Annotated in this window: 12 protein-coding genes; 8 read left to right on the top strand and 4 right to left on the bottom strand. The window is 71.2% G+C overall.

Annotated elements, in window-relative coordinates:
* Positions 1 to 36 precede the first annotated feature (36 nt).
* The 6 genes from glgX (at position 37) to ACERZO_RS30015 (ending at position 10,604) form a co-directional block, all read left to right on the top strand.
* Complete coding sequence (glgX, locus tag ACERZO_RS30040; RefSeq protein ID WP_372668191.1) at positions 37 to 2,184, top strand: glycogen debranching protein GlgX; 2,148 nt, start codon at positions 37 to 39, stop codon at positions 2,182 to 2,184.
* A gap of 328 nt (positions 2,185 to 2,512) precedes the next feature.
* Positions 2,513 to 4,495, top strand: a complete 1,983-nt coding sequence (locus ACERZO_RS30035) for a maltotransferase domain-containing protein (protein WP_372668189.1) — start codon at positions 2,513 to 2,515, stop codon at positions 4,493 to 4,495.
* A 38-nt stretch (positions 4,496 to 4,533) separates the two neighbouring features.
* On the top strand, positions 4,534 to 6,342 hold the full coding sequence (gene treS, locus ACERZO_RS30030; RefSeq protein ID WP_372668187.1) for a maltose alpha-D-glucosyltransferase: 1,809 nt from the start codon (positions 4,534 to 4,536) through the stop codon (positions 6,340 to 6,342).
* Positions 6,343 to 6,347: 5 nt separating this feature from the next.
* Entirely contained in the window at positions 6,348 to 7,721 is a 1,374-nt protein-coding gene (locus ACERZO_RS30025) for a maltokinase N-terminal cap-like domain-containing protein (RefSeq protein WP_372668185.1), read from the top strand.
* 4 nt (positions 7,722 to 7,725) lie between these two features.
* Positions 7,726 to 9,960, top strand: a complete 2,235-nt coding sequence (glgB, locus tag ACERZO_RS30020) for a 1,4-alpha-glucan branching protein GlgB (protein ID WP_372668183.1) — start codon at positions 7,726 to 7,728, stop codon at positions 9,958 to 9,960.
* Positions 9,961 to 10,211: 251 nt separating this feature from the next.
* A complete protein-coding gene (locus ACERZO_RS30015) occupies positions 10,212 to 10,604 on the top strand; it encodes a hypothetical protein (protein ID WP_372668181.1) in 393 nt (130 codons plus the stop codon).
* Between the two features lie 66 nt (positions 10,605 to 10,670).
* Here ACERZO_RS30015 and ACERZO_RS30010 read toward each other — a convergent pair whose 3' ends face one another.
* The gene (locus tag ACERZO_RS30010; protein ID WP_372668180.1) at positions 10,671 to 12,077 is read right to left on the bottom strand and encodes an RNA polymerase sigma factor; all 1,407 of its coding nucleotides are present in this window, start codon (positions 12,075 to 12,077) and stop codon (positions 10,671 to 10,673) included.
* 185 nt (positions 12,078 to 12,262) lie between these two features.
* Positions 12,263 to 13,030: a polyphosphate--glucose phosphotransferase gene (gene ppgK, locus ACERZO_RS30005; protein WP_372668973.1), complete on the bottom strand. Its 768-nt coding sequence runs from the start codon at positions 13,028 to 13,030 to the stop codon at positions 12,263 to 12,265.
* A 64-nt stretch (positions 13,031 to 13,094) separates the two neighbouring features.
* Here ppgK and ACERZO_RS30000 point away from each other — a divergent pair, with 64 nt between their 5' ends.
* Entirely contained in the window at positions 13,095 to 13,913 is an 819-nt protein-coding gene (locus ACERZO_RS30000; protein WP_372668178.1) for an inositol monophosphatase family protein, read from the top strand.
* A gap of 345 nt (positions 13,914 to 14,258) precedes the next feature.
* Here ACERZO_RS30000 and cei read toward each other — a convergent pair whose 3' ends face one another.
* Positions 14,259 to 14,942 (bottom strand): envelope integrity protein Cei, encoded by a 684-nt coding sequence (gene cei, locus ACERZO_RS29995; RefSeq protein WP_372668176.1) that lies wholly within the window; start codon positions 14,940 to 14,942, stop codon positions 14,259 to 14,261.
* Between the two features lie 517 nt (positions 14,943 to 15,459).
* Between cei and ACERZO_RS29990 the strand changes: the two genes are divergently transcribed.
* Positions 15,460 to 15,768: a DUF4193 domain-containing protein gene (locus ACERZO_RS29990; protein ID WP_013224476.1), complete on the top strand. Its 309-nt coding sequence runs from the start codon at positions 15,460 to 15,462 to the stop codon at positions 15,766 to 15,768.
* Between the two features lie 150 nt (positions 15,769 to 15,918).
* Here ACERZO_RS29990 and ACERZO_RS29985 read toward each other — a convergent pair whose 3' ends face one another.
* Entirely contained in the window at positions 15,919 to 16,401 is a 483-nt protein-coding gene (locus ACERZO_RS29985) for a DUF3093 domain-containing protein (protein ID WP_364446236.1), read from the bottom strand.
* Between the last annotated feature and the right edge of the window lie 18 nt (positions 16,402 to 16,419).

Below are 16,419 nucleotides of genomic sequence, written 5' to 3'. Positions count from 1 at the left end.
GCGCGGCATCCGGGCCGGATCTGGGACGATTCAGGAATGGCCACACGACCGTCGACCCAGCACGTCCGCGCCGGACGCCCGTTCCCGCTCGGCGCCCACCCCGAGGCGGGCGGGGTCCGGTTCGCGATCACCTCCGCCGTCGCGGACGCGGTCGACCTGTGCCTGATCGACGCCGACGGGTCGGAACGCCGGATCGCGCTCACCGAGCGCACGTTCGGCGTCTGGCACGGCCTGGTGCCCGGGGTGACGCCGGGGCAGCGCTACGGCTACCGGATCCACGGCCCGTACGACCCGGCCCGGGGCCTGCGCTGCAACCCCCACAAGCTGCTCCTCGACCCGTACGCCCGGCAGATCACCGGCGGCCTCACCGACCTGACCGCGGCGCAGGGCTTCACCGGCGACCCCGAGCGCGGGCCGATGTCCACAGTGGACTCCCTGGGCAGCGTGCCGCTGTCGGTGGTGTCCTCGCCCGGCGGGCCGGACACCGGCGTCAAGCCGGAGGTCCCGTTCGAAGAGGCGGTGATCTACGAGCTGCACGTCAAGGGGTTCACCCAGCGGCACCCGTTCATCCCGGAGGCGCTGCGCGGCACCTACCTCGGCCTGGCCCACCCGGTCGCCATCGAGTACCTGACCCGGCTCGGCGTCACGTCGGTGGAGCTGCTGCCGGTGCACTCGTTCCTCGACGAGCCGTCGCTGGTGCGGGCCGGGCGGCACAACTACTGGGGGTACTCGCCGCTCGGCTTCTTCGCGCCGCACGCGGCCTACGCCAGCGAGCCCGGCCACGAGGTCGAGGAGTTCCGGCTGATGGTGGCCGCCCTGCACGCGGCCGGCATCGAGGTGATCGTCGACGTCGTGTTCAACCACACCTGCGAAGGCGGCCCGGACGGGCCGACGCTGAGCTTCCGCGGGCTGAACGCGCCCGTGTACTACCTGCACACCGAGCGTGGCCACATGGCCGACATCACCGGCTGCGGAAACACCCTGGAGGCCGGCTCGCCGACCGTGGTCCGGCTGGTCACCGACTCGCTGCGGTACTGGACCCAGGAGCTGGGCGTCGACGGCTTCCGGTTCGACCTGGCCAGCACGCTCGGCCGGGCCCGCGGCGGCCCGTTCGACCCCGCGTCGACGCTGCTGACCGCGATCACCACCGATCCGGTGCTCTCGCGCTGCAAGCTCATCGCCGAGCCGTGGGACGCGACCGGCGAGGGCTACCGCGTCGGCGGCTTCGGCGCCCAGTGGGCGGAGTGGAACGGCCGCTACCGCGACACCGTGCGTGACTTCTGGCGCGGCGCGACCGGCGTCCGCGACCTCGCCTACCGGCTGTCCGGTTCGTCGGACCTGTACGACCACAACCTGCGCCGGCCGTGGCAGTCGATCAACTTCGTCACCGCCCACGACGGCTTCACGCTGCGGGACCTGGTGTCGTACAACGAAAAGCACAACGAGGCCAACGGCGAGGACAACCGCGACGGCGGCAACGACAACCGCTCGTGGAACCACGGCGCCGAAGGCGACACGGCCGACCCGGAAATCCGGGACCTGCGCGCGCGGCAGGTGCGGAACATGTTCGCGACGCTGCTGCTGTCCACTGGCACCCCGATGATCACCGCGGGCGACGAGTTCTGGCGGACCCAGGGCGGCAACAACAACGCGTACTGCCTGGACGACGAGACGTCCTGGGTGGACTGGACCCCGGAAGATCCCGAGGCCGAGGCCATGTTGACCTTCGCCCGCCGGGTCGTGCGGCTGCGGGCGAACAGCCCGGCGCTGCGGCAGCCGGAGTTCTTCGAAGGCCGCACGACGCCGACCGGCCAGCCGGACCTCGTCTGGTTCCGCCCGGACGGCGAGGAGTTCGGCGAGACCGACTGGTTCGAGGACCGGCACACGCTGGGCATGTGGATCGACGGTTCGAACAGCCAGGCCCGCAACCGCGACGGCGAGCTCGTGCCCGACCACTCGTGGCTGCTGTGGCTGCACGCGGGCGACGAGCCGATCGAGGTGGTGCTGCCGGGCCGCGAGTACGGCGAGACGTTCAAGCCGACGCTCGACACGAGCACGGCCGACGGCAGCCCGGCCAACCCCGGGACGCTGGAGGCCAAGAGCCGGGTGACGCTGCAGTCGCGCTCGTTGCTGTTGCTGCGGGCCCCGCGCCTGGCCGCGGAGGCGCAGCCCGACGGCCGCTGACCCGTACCGCCGGTGCGAGGCCGGCGCGGCGCGTCTTGAATGAGTCATTCAGGTCGTGGGAGGTCCTGAATGACTCATTCAAGACCTCGCAGCCGGGTGCGTTCGTCCATTCGGGTACGGGTGTTGGCCGTTCGGGTCCGCGTGTCGGCCGGCCGCTTGCGCACGCGATCTTAACGCCCCGGTCATCCGCCGGAAATTCGTTGCGGGGAAAGCGTTTCGTCCGTCGCCGCGTGGGTACACCGTAGAGAACCCTGCCTCCCAGGCGCTTGATCGAGTCAGGCAGACTGGCGTCGCCTGCGTCCAACCGACACACCGAGGGGCGTTGCCCATGACCGGCCGGCTCGGCATCGACGACGTCTCCCCCAGCGTGAGCTGCGGCCGGTATCCGGCCAAAGCCGTTGTGGGGGAACACATCCCGGTCACCGCGACCGTCTGGCGGGAAGGCCACGACGCCGTCGCGGCGACCGTCGCCTGGCGTGGTCCCGGCGACCGGCTGACCCGCCAGACGCGGATGGTGCCGCGCGGTCCGGATCACCCCGACTCGTTCGCCGCGGTGATCGTCCCGGACACCACCGGCCTGTGGACCTACCGGATCGACGCGTGGGGCGACCCCTGGGCGACGTGGGAGCACGCCGTCGAGGTCAAGGTCGCCGCCGGGCAGGGGCCCGAAGACCTCGCGAACGACCTCGAGAACGGCGCCCGGCTGCTGGAGCGCGTCTCCCGCCGCCCGGACCGCCGGGCCGAGAAAGCGCTTTTGACCGGCGCGGTGACGGCGTTGCGCGACGAGGAGCGCGCCCTCGCCGAGCGCGTCGGGCCCGCCCTCTCGCCCGAGATCCGCCAGCTCATGCGGGAGTTCCCGGTGCGGGAGCTGATCACCAAGGGCAAGCCGCACAAGGTCTGGGTCGATCGCCGCCGGGCCGCGTTCGGCTCCTGGTACGAGCTGTTCCCGCGGTCCACCGGCGGCCTCGACGCCGAGGGCAAGCCGGTGCACGGCACGTTCACCACCGCCGCGGCCGCGCTCGACCGGGTCGCGAAGATGGGCTTCGACGTCGTCTACCTGCCGCCGATCCACCCCATCGGCCGCGTGAACCGCAAGGGCCCCAACAACACCCTCGACGCGAAGCCCGAGGACGTCGGCTCGCCGTGGGCCATCGGCGCCGACGAGGGCGGGCACGACGCGATCCACCCCGACCTCGGCACCTTCGAGGACTTCGACGCCTTCGTCGCCCGGTCCGAAGAGCTCGGCATGGAGGTCGCGCTCGACTTCGCGCTGCAGGCCGCGCCCGACCACCCGTGGGTCCTGAAGAACCCGGAGTTCTTCACCACCCGCCCGGACGGTTCGATCGCCTACGCCGAGAACCCGCCGAAGAAGTACCAGGACATCTACCCGATCAACTTCGACAACGACCCCAAGGCCGTCTATGAAGAGATGCTGCGGGTCATCACCGTCTGGATCGACCACGGGGTCAAGATCTTCCGGGTCGACAACCCGCACACCAAGCCGCCGGACTTCTGGGCCTGGCTGATCCAGTCGGTCAAGGACGCCCACCCGGACGTCCTGTTCCTGGCCGAGGCGTTCACCCGCCCGGCGCGGCTGTGGGGCCTGGCCCGGCTCGGCTTCACCCAGAGCTACACGTACTTCACGTGGCGGACGGGCAAGCAGGAGCTGATCGACTTCGCCATCGACCTGCGCGAGCACTGGAACGAGGGCCGGCCGAACCTGTTCGTCAACACCCCGGACATCCTCCACGAGTCGCTGCAGCGCGGCGGCCCCGGCATGTTCGCGCTGCGGGCGGCGCTCGCGGCGACGATCTCGCCGACGTGGGGCGTCTACTCCGGGTACGAGCTGTTCGAGCACGTCCCGGTCCGCGACGGCAGCGAGGAGTACCTCGACTCCGAGAAGTACCAGCTGCGCCCGCGCGACTTCGAGCGCGCCCTCGAAGAAGGCCGCTCGCTGGAGCCGTGGATCGCGAAGCTGAACGCCGTCCGCCGCGCGCATCCGGCGCTGCAGCAGATGCGCACCCTGCACTTCCACCACGTCGACAACGACGCGCTGCTGGCCTACTCCAAACAGGACCCGGCCACCGGCGACACCGTGGTCACCGTCGTGACGCTCGACCCGTACGGGCCCCAGGAGGGCACGCTCTGGCTCGACACCGGGGCGCTCGGGTTCGAAGCGCACGAGCGGCTGATCGCGCACGACGAGGTCACCGGCGACACCTGGGACTGGGGTCAGGCGAACTTCGTCCGGCTCGAACCCTGGCGGGCCGTGGCGCACGTCGTGTCGGTGAGACGCCGGCTGGCCGGCTGAAGCGGAAGGACAGGGACTCGAGGGACGAGGTGGAGCTCATGGCCGAAGATGCCCGGCCCGACGCGGCGTTGGGGCTGGAAGGCGTGCCGCACACCGGTGAGGCGATCACCGCGGACGGGATGCTCGTCGAACCCCAGGCCGGCGACTTCCGCTCGGCGCAGCAGGCGCCCAGCAACCCGGAGTGGTTCAAAGGCGCGGTCTTCTACGAAGTGCTGGTGCGCGCGTTCGCCGACTCCAACGGCGACGGCACCGGCGACCTGAGAGGCCTGGCCGGCCGGCTGGACTACCTGGCCTGGCTCGGCATCGACTGCCTGTGGCTGCCGCCGTTCTACGCGTCGCCGCTGCGCGACGGCGGGTACGACATCAGCGACTTCCGCGCGGTGCTGCCGGAGTTCGGCAGCGTCGAGGACTTCGTCTTCCTGCTCAACGAGGCCCACCGGCGCGGCATCCGGGTGATCACCGACCTGGTGCTCAACCACACCTCGGACGCGCACCCGTGGTTCCAGCAGTCCCGCAGCGACCCCGACGGCCCGTACGGCGACTACTACGTGTGGAGCGACGACGACTCCCGCTACGCCGACGCGCGGATCATCTTCGTCGACACCGAGACGTCGAACTGGACCTACGACCCGGTGCGCGGCCAGTTCTACTGGCACCGGTTCTTCTCCCACCAGCCCGACCTGAACTTCGAGAATCCCGACGTCCAGAACGCGATGATCGACACCCTGCGGTTCTGGCTCGACCTGGGCATCGACGGGTTCCGCCTCGACGCCGTGCCGTACCTGTTCGAGCAGGAGGGCACCAACTGCGAGAACCTGCCGCGCACGCACGAGTTCCTCAAGCGCTGCCGCAAGGTCGTCGACGACGAGTACCCGGGCCGCATCCTGCTGGCCGAGGCCAACCAGTGGCCCTCGGACGTCGTCGAGTACTTCGGCGACCCGGCGGTCGGCGGCGACGAGTGCCACATGGCGTTCCACTTCCCGCTGATGCCGCGGATCTTCATGGCGGTGCGCCGCGAGTCCCGGTTCCCGATCTCGGAGATCCTCACCCAGACCCCGACCATCCCCAGCGGGTCCCAGTGGGGCATCTTCCTGCGCAACCACGACGAGCTGACCCTCGAGATGGTCACCGACGAAGAGCGCGACTACATGTACGCGGAGTACGCCAAGGACCCGCGCATGAAGGCCAACATCGGCATCCGCCGCAGGCTGGCCCCGCTGCTGGACAACGACCGCAACCAGCAGGAGCTGTTCACCGCCATGCTGCTGTCCCTGCCGGGCTCGCCCGTTCTGTACTACGGTGACGAGATCGGCATGGGAGACAACATCTGGCTCGGTGACCGCGACGCGGTGCGCACCCCCATGCAGTGGACCCCGGACCGCAACGCCGGGTTCTCCTCCTGCGACCCCGGCCGGATCTACCTGCCGGTGATCATGGACCCGGTGTACGGCTACCAGGGCCTGAACGTCGAGGCGCAGTCGAACAACGCGTCGTCGCTGCTGAACTGGACCCGCCGGATGATCGAGGTGCGCAAGCAGCACCACGCGTTCGCCGAAGGCGAGTTCATCGACCTCGGCGGGTCGAACCCGAGCGTGCTGGCCTACAAGCGCCAGTGGCGGCGCCCGGACGGCGGCGAAGACGTCGTGCTCTGCGTGAACAACCTCTCCCGGTTCCCGCAGCCGGTGGAGCTGGATCTGTCCGCGCACCGCGGGTGCACGCCGGTGGAGCTCACCGGCGGCGTGCGGTTCCCCAGCATCGGGGAGCTGCCGTACCTGCTGACGCTGCCGGGGCACGGCTTCTACTGGTTCCAGCTGACGAGTTCGGGAGACGAAGGCGAAGCGAGGTGAGTCCCTTGTCCGACCCGCGTGAGCTGGTCGACGACCTGACCGAGGACCTGAAGCGCTGGCTGCCGGAGCAGCGCTGGTTCGCCGGCAAGGACCGGCCGGTGACCGGCGTCCGGCCGCTCGGGGTGACCGAGCTGGTCGAAGGCGACCCGCAGCTGCTGCACGTGGTGGTCGAGGTCGCCCAGGACGACCGGCGCGAGCCGTACCAGCTGCTCGTCGGCCGGCGGACGCACCCGCCGGAGATCGCGTCGACCAGCTGGATCGGCGCCGTCGGCGACCTCAACGCCTACGAGGCGTCCGGCGACCTCGACGTCACCGGCGTGCTGCTGGACCTGATGGCCCGCGAAGAGCAGGTCGGCTCGCTGGTCTTCGAGCACGAGCCGGGCGTCGAACTGGACACCGGCCTGCGCGCGCGGCCGATCACGTCGGAGCAGAGCAACACCTCCCTGGTCTACGGCGGGCAGTACATCCTCAAGCTGTTCCGGAAGCTGACGCCGGGCAAGAACAAGGACCTGCTGCTGCACCGGGCGCTGCAGGGCGTCGGCAGCAAGCACATCGCGCAGGTGCTCGGCTCGATCACCGGCGACCTCGACGGGGAGCCGACCACGGTCGGCATGCTCCAGCAGTTCGTCTCCGACGCGGTCGACGGCTGGGCGATGGCCACCACCAGCGTCCGCGACCTGATGGCGGCGCCGGAGCTGCACGCCGGGGAGGTCGGCGGCGACTTCGCCGGCGAGGCCGAGCGGCTCGGGCGCGCGGTCGCCGAGGTGCACGCCGACCTGGCCGAGGCGCTCGGCACCGAACCGGTCGACGCCGACGAGCTGGAACGCTCGGCGAAGGCGATGCTCGACCGGCTCGACACGATTGCCGCCCGCGTCCCCGAACTGGCCGCGCACGCCCCGTCGCTGCGGGCGGCGTTCGAGAAGCTGCGCGCGCAGCCCGCCGACTCGGTCACCATGCAGTACATCCACGGCGACCTGCACCTCGGCCAGGTGCTGCGGACGGTCACCGGCTGGCTGCTCATCGACTTCGAGGGCGAGCCCGCGGCCCCGGTCGAAGAGCGGCACGCGCTGCGGTCGCCGTTGCGCGACGTGGCGGGCATGCTGAGGTCGTTCGACTACGCGGCCCAGCAGATGCTGGTCGGCCAGCCGGACGAGCCGGCGCTCGCCGAGCGCGCGCTGGAGTGGTCGGACCGCAACCGGGCGGCGTTCTGCGAGGGCTACGCCGCCGTCGCGGCCGACCCGCGCGACCAGGGCGAGCTGCTGCGCGCCTTCGAACTGGACAAGGCGGTCTACGAAGTGGGCTACGAGCACGCGAACCGGCCGGACTGGCTGGGCGTGCCGCTCGCCTCGATCGCCCGGATCACCGACGGAGAGGGATGACACCGTGAACGCGGTTCCGGAAGGCCTCCCGGCCGCGGCCCCGCCGGCCGCGGACATCGACCGGCTGCTCGCCGGTTCCCACCACGACCCGCACTCGGTGCTGGGCGTGCACGCGGTGGGCAAGGGCTTCGCGGCCCGGGCGCTGCTGCCCGGCGCCAAGGGCGTCACGCTGCTCGCGGGCGAGCACCGGTACCCGCTGGAGCCGGTCATCGACGCGCTGTTCGCCGGCCCGGTGCCGGAGCACCCGGGCGACTACCGGCTCGAGGTCGAGTACGACGGGCACACCGTCGTCGCCGACGACCCCTACCGCTGGCTGCCCACGGTCGGCGAGCTCGATCTGCACCTGATCGGCGAAGGGCGGCACGAGCGGCTCTGGGAGGCGCTCGGCGCGCACGTCCGCTCGTACGAGACGCCGAACGGCGTCGTCGAGGGGACGTCGTTCGCGGTGTGGGCGCCGAACGCCCGCGGCATCCGCGTGATCGGCGACTTCAACGGCTGGGACGGGCGCGGCCACCCGATGCGCTCGCTCGGCTCGTCCGGGATCTGGGAGCTGTTCGTCCCCGGCGTCGGGGTCGGCACCTGCTACAAGTTCCGCATCCTCGGCGCCGACGGGAACTGGCACGAGAAGGCCGACCCGATGGCGTTCGGCACCGAGCAGCCGCCCGCGACGGCGTCGGTCGTCACCACCTCCGGGCACATCTGGGCCGACGACGTCTGGGTCGCGCAGCGCGAGGCGACCGACTGGTCCGCGGCGCCGATGAGCGTCTACGAAGTCCACCTCGGCTCGTGGCGGCCCGGCCTCGACTACCGCGAGCTGGCCGACCAGCTCGGCGACTACCTGGTCGAGACCGGCTTCACGCACGTGGAGCTGCTGCCGGTGTCGGAGCACCCGTTCGGCGGCTCGTGGGGTTACCAGGTGACGTCGTACTACGCGCCGACGTCCCGCTTCGGCTCCCCGGACGACTTCCGCTACTTCGTCGACCGCCTGCACCAGCGGGGGATCGGCGTGCTCGTCGACTGGGTGCCCGCGCACTTCCCGAAGGACAGCTGGGCGCTGGCCAAGTTCGACGGCACGGCGCTGTACGAGCACGCGGACCCGCGGCGAGGGGAGCAGCCCGACTGGGGCACGCTCGTGTTCGACTTCGGCCGCAACGAGGTCCGCAATTTCCTCGTCGCGAACGCGCTGTACTGGATCGAGGAGTTCCACCTCGACGGCCTGCGCGTCGACGCCGTCGCCTCGATGCTCTACCTCGACTACTCCCGCAACGAAGGGGAGTGGCTGCCCAACCAGTACGGCGGCCGCGAGAACCTGGACGCGGTGAAGTTCCTGCAGGAGCTGAACGCGACCGTCTACAAGCGACACCCCGGGATCGTGATGGTGGCCGAGGAGTCGACGGCGTGGCCGGGCGTCACGCGGCCGACCCACCTGGGCGGGCTCGGATTCGGCTTCAAGTGGAACATGGGCTGGATGCACGACACGCTCCGGTACCTGTCGCACGAGCCGATCCACCGCGCGTACCACCACAACGAGATGACGTTCTCGCTCGTGTACGCGTGGAGCGAGAACTTCGTGCTGCCGCTGTCGCACGACGAAGTGGTGCACGGCAAGGGATCCCTGTGGGGCCGGATGCCGGGCGACGCGTGGAACAAGGCGGCCGGGCTGCGCTCGCTGCTGGCGTTCATGTGGGCGCACCCGGGCAAGCAGCTGCTGTTCATGGGCGGCGAGTTCGGCCAGCCCGCGGAGTGGTCGGAGCAGCGGTCGCTGGACTGGCACCTGCTGGACGAGCCGCTGCACCGCGGTGTGCAGGACCTGCTGCGGTCGCTGAACTCGATCTACCGGTCCACGCCGGCGTTGTTCAGCCAGGACACGTCACCGGACGGCTTCCGCTGGATCGACGCGAACGACTCCAGCGGCAACGTGCTGAGCTTCCTGCGCATCGGCGCGGACGGCTCGCGGCTGGCGTGCGTGGCTAACTTCGCGGGGGTCCCGCACCACGACTACCGGGTGGGGTTGCCCTCGGCGGGGCGCTGGCTCGAGGTGGTCAACACCGACGCGGAGGCGTACGGCGGTTCGGGCGTCGGAAACCTGGGCGCGGTGGAGGCCACGGAGGACGCGTGGCACGGCCAGCCGGCGTCGGCGGTCCTCCAGCTGCCGCCCGCGGGTGTGCTGTGGCTGGTCGAGGAGAACCCCGAGACGGCCGAGACGCTGGTGGTCCCGGAGACTCCCGAGCTCCTTTGAGGCACCGCCGGGGGCGGCACTTTCACGGGAAAGTGCCGCCCCCGGCCTGGCCCCGCGAGAGTGCGCCGCCCTGCTCCGGCGACAGAGCCGCGCCGCCTGGCCCGCGAGGGTGCGCCGCCCTGCCCCGGCGACAGAGCTGCGTCGCCCCGCCCCGCGAGAGTGCGCCCTGCCCCGGTTCGCCCGCTGCTCGTCCGTGCGCCCGGCGCGTAAAAGATTCCGCTCGCCGCCTCGCGCGGGCTTACCATCGGTGCATGACCGGCGCCGGCGGCGTCCTCGTGAACCTGATCCTCTTCGCCGTGGTCTGCATCGCCCCCACGGTCCTCTTCTGGTGCGCCCTGCGCGTCCCCAAGCTGGTCCACCGGATCCGCGAGAAGCGCGCGCAGCCGCAGCCGGCAGGCCCGCCGATCGAGCGCGTCGCCGCGGACCTGCGCCGGGTGCACCGCCTGCTGGCCGGTTACCCGTCCGGCACTCCGGCCGCCCGGCGGCTCGGCACCCGGCAGGCGTACGACGAGCTGCTCACCCAGGCGTGCCGCCAGGTGGGCGTCCCGCACCGGCTCGCCGAGCTGCCCGAGGGCATGGACCGTGAGATCGAACGCCTGCGCGTTGAGGAATCGCTGCGGGAGCGCGGTCTCGCCGTCCCCTGATGTCCTCAGTGGACACAAGAAAACCCCGCCACCGAGAAGATCTCGGTGGCGGGGTCCCAAGAAACGTCAGTCCAGGTAGTCCCGCAGGACCTGCGACCGCGACGGGTGGCGCAGCTTCGACATCGTCTTCGACTCGATCTGCCGGATGCGCTCGCGGGTCACCCCGTACACCTGGCCGATCTCGTCGAGCGTGCGCGGCTGGCCGTCCGTGAGGCCGAAGCGCAGCCGGACCACGCCCGCCTCGCGCTCGGACAGCGTCTGCAGCACCGACTGGAGCTGGTCCTGCAGCAGCGTGAACGACACCGCGTCCACCGCGACGACCGCTTCGGAGTCCTCGATGAAGTCACCGAGCTGCGAGTCGCCCTCGTCGCCGATCGTCTGGTCCAGCGAGATCGGCTCACGCGCGTACTGCTGGATCTCCAGGACCTTCTCCGGGGAGATGTCCATTTCCTTGGCGAGCTCCTCGGGCGTCGGCTCGCGGCCGAGGTCCTGCAGGAGTTCGCGCTGTATGCGGCCGAGCTTGTTGATGACCTCGACCATGTGCACCGGGATGCGGATGGTGCGCGCCTGGTCGGCCATCGCGCGGGTGATCGCCTGGCGGATCCACCACGTGGCGTACGTCGAGAACTTGTAGCCCTTGGTGTAGTCGAACTTCTCCACCGCGCGGATCAGGCCGAGGTTGCCCTCCTGGATCAGGTCCAGGAACGCCATGCCGCGGCCGGTGTAGCGCTTGGCCAGCGACACCACGAGCCGGAGGTTCGCCTCCAGCAGGTGGTTCTTCGCCCGCTCGCCGTCACGCACGATCCACTTGAGATCGCGGCGCATCTGGGTGACGAGCTTCTCGCCCTCCTCCTCGGCGGTGCGCACGCGCTCGGCGGCGTAGAGCCCGGCCTCGATCCGCTTGGCCAGCTCCACCTCCTCCTCCGCGTTCAGCAGCGCGACCTTGCCGATCTGCTTGAGGTAGGCGCGGACGGAGTCGGCGGACGCGGTGAGCTCGGCGTCCTTGCGCGCCTGACGCAGCGCTTCGGACTCCTCCTCGTCCCAGACGAAGTCCGGGTTGTCGGAGCTCTTCGCGGCCGCGGCCTTGTCGGCCGCGGCACCCCGGCGGCGCTGCGCCGGGGTCTCCTCGTCCGACTCCTCGTCGTCATCGTCGTCGTCGGCCGAGTCGGCGTCCGGCTCGTCGTTGACCGTCTCGTCGACGACGTCGACCTCGACCTCTTCCAGGTCCGACAGGTCGGGCGAGTCGAGTTCGGCCTCGTCGAGCTCGCCGGGACCGTCCGGCTCGCCGTCTTCGGTCTTCGCGCCCTTGGTCGCGGGCTTCTTCGCCGGAGCCTTCTTGGCCGGCGCTTTCTTGGCGGTGGTGGTCTTGCGCGCCGCTGGCTTCGCCGTCCCGGTGGCTGCCTCTTCGGCCGGCTCGCCGGCTGCGGTCGCGGTCTTCGTCCCGCCTCGGGTTGCGGTTCTTGCGGCTGCCACTTACGCCCTTTCGCAGCGGTCGATCATGACGAGCAACGGCACGGGTGCCACTGCTGCCTCACATTCGGGGATCACGCCTCGGCCTGCGGTTTTGACCTCCGCAGCCGTGGGCCGTGTTCCATTGTAACGACGGTACGCGCATGCGTCGCGAAGCGATCACCCTCCGGCCCGGTTTCGGGCCGGATTCAGTGCTGGATGCCCTCCGCGGCGGCCGCCGCGGCACCCACGATCCCGGCGTTGTTCTGCAGCGTCGCGACCAGCACCGGAGTGCGGATGTCCAGCAGCGGCACCCATTTCTCGGCCTTCTTGCTCACCCCGCCGCCGACGATGAACAGGTCGGGCCAGATCAGGTTTTCGAGCACGGTCAGATAACGGTGCACGCGCTTGGCCCATTCGGGGTAGGAGAGCCCCTCGTTGTCCTTCACGGAGGCGGCCGCGCGCTTCTCCGCGTCGTGGCCGTCGATCTCCAGGTGGCCGAACTCGGTGTTCGGGACGAGCTTGCCGTCCTGGAACACCGCGCTGCCGATGCCGGTGCCGAAGGTGAGCAACGCCGTGACGCCCGTGCGCGCGACCGGGTCGCCGAAGCGGATCTCGGCCATGCCCGCCGCGTCGGCGTCGTTGAGCATCGCGACCTGGTCGACGCCGCGGCCGAGGCGCTTGGCGAAGAGGGCGTCCGCGTCGGTGCCGATCCACTGCTTGTCGATGTTGGCCGCGGTGTGCGCAACGCCCTTCTTGACGACCGCCGGGAGCGTCACGCCGACCGGGCCGTCCCAGGCCGCCTGCGTGACGATGTCGTGCACGACGTCCGCCACCGCCGACGGGGTGGACGGCTTCGGCGTCTCGATCCGGATCCGGTCGCCGATGAGCTGCCCCTTGTCCAGGTCGACCAAGGCGCCCTTGATCCCGCTGCCGCCGATGTCGATGCCGAAACCTCGGCGGGTCGCCTCCACCACGGACGTGGTCCCTTCTCGCACGATTCAGAAGCCTGCCTCGGAGACTTTAACCGGATGTGGTGACATGTCGGACGTGGGAGTTGACGAGTCGTTGCTGAAAAGCGTCGCGGTGCAGGTCGCGACGGACGCCGCCGAGCTGGTCCGCGAGGCCTGGGAGGGGATGGCGGGCGGCCGGTCGGTGGCCGTCGGCACCAAGTCCGCGGACACCGACGTGGTGACCGCGGTGGACCACGAGTCCGAGCGGCTCGTGCGGGACCGGCTGGCCGCGTTGAGGCCGGGGGAGCCGGTGCTGGGCGAAGAGGGCGGCGGCGCCGCGGGCGACGGCGTGACCTGGGTTGTCGACCCGATCGACGGAACGGTCAACTTCCTCTACGGCCTGCCCTGGTTCGCGGTGTCGGTGGCGGCGCAGATCGGCGGCGAATCGGTGGCCGGCGCGGTGGTGGAGCCGGCGAGCGGGCGAGTCTGGTCGGCGGCGCGCGGCCAGGGCGCGTTCCTGGACGGCCGCCGCCTGGCGGTGTCGGCCCCGGCGCGGCTCGAGCTGACGCTCGTCGGAACCGGTTTCGCCTATTCGGCCGAGCGCCGGACGCGCCAGTCGCGTTTCGCGGCGGAGCTGCTGGGCCGCGTCCGCGACATCCGGCGCAACGGTGCCGCGTCGCTGGACCTGTGCGCGGTGGCGGCGGGCTGGCTGGACGCGTACGTGGAGCACGGGCTGCACCGCTGGGACTGGGCGGCGGGGGCCCTGATCGCGGCGGAGGCGGGCGCGGAGGTGCTGCTCCCGGGTTCGGCGCCGGAGCTGGGCGCGGACGCGACGTACGCGGCGGCGCCGTCGATCGCGGACCCGCTGCGGAAGGTCATCGCCGACTGCGGCGCAGCGGAGGTCTGAGGCGAGCGCTGCGCCCCTGCGCCGCGGAGGTCCGAGCGCGGGAGGTGGCCGGGAGGTCTTGAATGACTCATTCAGGACCTCCGAGGACCTGAATGAGTCATTCAGGGCGTCAGGCGGCCGAAACTGTCGGTGCCCACCGGTAACGTGAAAACCGGGGGCGCCCCTACGCGCGCGGGTTGTGGTGCTTCGCTCAGCAGGCGACCTCGCGGCGCGGGCGCCCGGTCTGGCGCGGGCCGGCCGGAGGCCGGCGCTGCGTCGCCCGGCCAAGCAGGGAAGCCGCCCGAAGACCGGCCGCACGTGCGACAGCCCCGCGAGGGACCGGCTCACCCGGCGACGTCGCGCCGCTCAGCAGGCGACGTCGCGGGCGGACGCCAGCAGGGTCTGGTCGATGACCGGGGCCTGCCCGCCCGCGGACTGCTCGTTCGAGCCGCCGCCCTGGTGGGCCTTCGACCAGTCGGCGAGCTGGGTGAGGACCTGGCGCGCCTCCTCGCGCGGCCGGATGTCGCCGAACAGCGAGCCCGTGACCAGGTCGACGCTCGCGTCCTTGCGGTTGTCCTGGACCAGCTCGGCGCACGGCACGACCAGGCTGAGCGTCCGGGCCGCCGCGCTGCCGTTCTCGCCGAAGCGGATCTGGCCGCGGCACTTGGCCACGCGGCCCTCGTACGCCGGGTCGTTCGCCGGTTCACCCGCTCCGGTGAACCCCAGCTCCTTGAGCGCGGTGGTGGCGATGCCGCCCTGGCCGCGCGTGCTGGACGCGTTGAGCACCTTCACCGCGACCTTGTCCGGCGGCACCGGCGCGCGGTCGTCGAGAGCGGTGTGGGGCAGCGAGCTGAACGTGACCCCCGGCGGCGGGCTCGCGGGCGGGTCGCACTTCACGGCCTCGTCGACGTCGCCCTTGCCGACCGCCGCGTTGATCCAGACGATGATCGCGCCGAGCGCGAGCACGCCGATGACGATCAGCGCCGGCAGCGGCTTGTGCTTGCGATACGGCCGCGTCCCACGGTCCCCGATGCCGTTCCCCGACGCCACCTGCCCGTCCCTTCCCGAACACCGAACCCGGCCGGTGCGAACCCGGCACCGTCGTGGCCGCTCAGCCTAGGCGCTGCGGCCGGCGCGCACCGTCCCGGGTCACCCCGCCGGAATTGCCCGTGCCCGCCCGTCGCCGCGTGCCCCGCCCGCGGCCGATCCCCGTCCGGCGATCGCACCACGGCGGGGCCGGCCGGGGCAAGCGGACACGGGCCGGCGGTGAAGTTCTCCACCCCCGGGCAACCCGAATGGACGACACCGCGTCTTACCTGCGGGTTCCCCCTGTCGGGTGACGAATCCCCGGCAATGTCTGACTCGTTGCAGAACCGTCGCGGGCGTGAGCTACCCTTCCCGGGCTCCGGCCGCAGGAAGAGGCCCATAAAGAAGAGACCTCGGTCACTTCGGCCGTCGGGCACAAACGAGGGCCCTGGAACGTTGACCAGCGGCACGGCGGACTCACGGGCGCACCCGGGGGTCCGGGAAAACGACTACACAAGCTGATCGCAGGGGTGAGGGACACATGGCTACCGACTACGACGCTCCGCGCCGCAGCGAAGCCGACGAGCTGGCCGAAGACTCGTTGGAGGAGCTCAAGGCCCGGCGGAACGAGAACCAGTCCGGCGTCGTCGACGTCGACGAGGACGCGACCGCCGAGAACTTCGAGCTGCCGGGTGCCGACCTCTCCGGGCTTTCCGGTGAGGACATGACCGTGAAGGTGGTGCCGAAGCAGGCGGACGAGTTCACCTGCTCCGTGTGCTTCCTGGTGCACCACCGCAGCCGGCTGGCCGAGGACAACGGCGGACGCCTGATCTGCCGCGACTGCGCCTGATCGCGCGGGATCTCGGACAGGGGTTCAGGGGACGAACAGACGCGACGGAGAGCCTCGAGGGCACCAGGGGGAGGCTCGAAGCGCGCTGGGGACAAGGGGGCCGGCCGGCAGGCCGGCCCCCTTCCCATGTCCTGAGGGGCAGAGCTTGGGTCAGGCGCCCTTGACCAGCTCGGCGACGCGCTCGGGGTGGCGGGTGCTGAACAGCCAGTAGGGCGTCGGGTCGGCCGGGTCGGTCAGCCGGATCCGCACGACCGGGCCCACCCAGCCGCGGTGCAGCACGTAGGCCGCGGGGTCGCCGTCGCGGCCCAGCGCCTTGCGCTTGGCCTCCTTGTCGAAGATCTCGACCTCGCCGGCGTACCGCAGCGGCAGGTGCGCGTCGCCGACCCACAGCTCCGGCTCGTCACCGCCGGTGACGCGGACCTTGGACCGGCCGAGCGACAGCATCAGCCCGACGACGACCGGCAGCGCGATCACGTACGGCAGCCACGCCCGGACACCCGGGTAGCCCATGTCGACCTCGGCCGCGAGCAGGATCGCGCCCAGCACCGGCAGCGGCCAGCCCCACCACGGGACGTAGAGCCGCTCGGAGTGCCGGACCGCGGCACTCGCGGCCGTCTTCGCAGATTCACCCACGGGTAGAGAGTAATCTCG

This window comes from Amycolatopsis kentuckyensis (genome assembly GCF_041679295.1).
Classification (GTDB): domain Bacteria; phylum Actinomycetota; class Actinomycetes; order Mycobacteriales; family Pseudonocardiaceae; genus Amycolatopsis; species Amycolatopsis kentuckyensis_A.
Note: the sequence above shows the minus strand (reverse complement) of the source record. Positions and strands in the feature narration are given on the sequence as shown.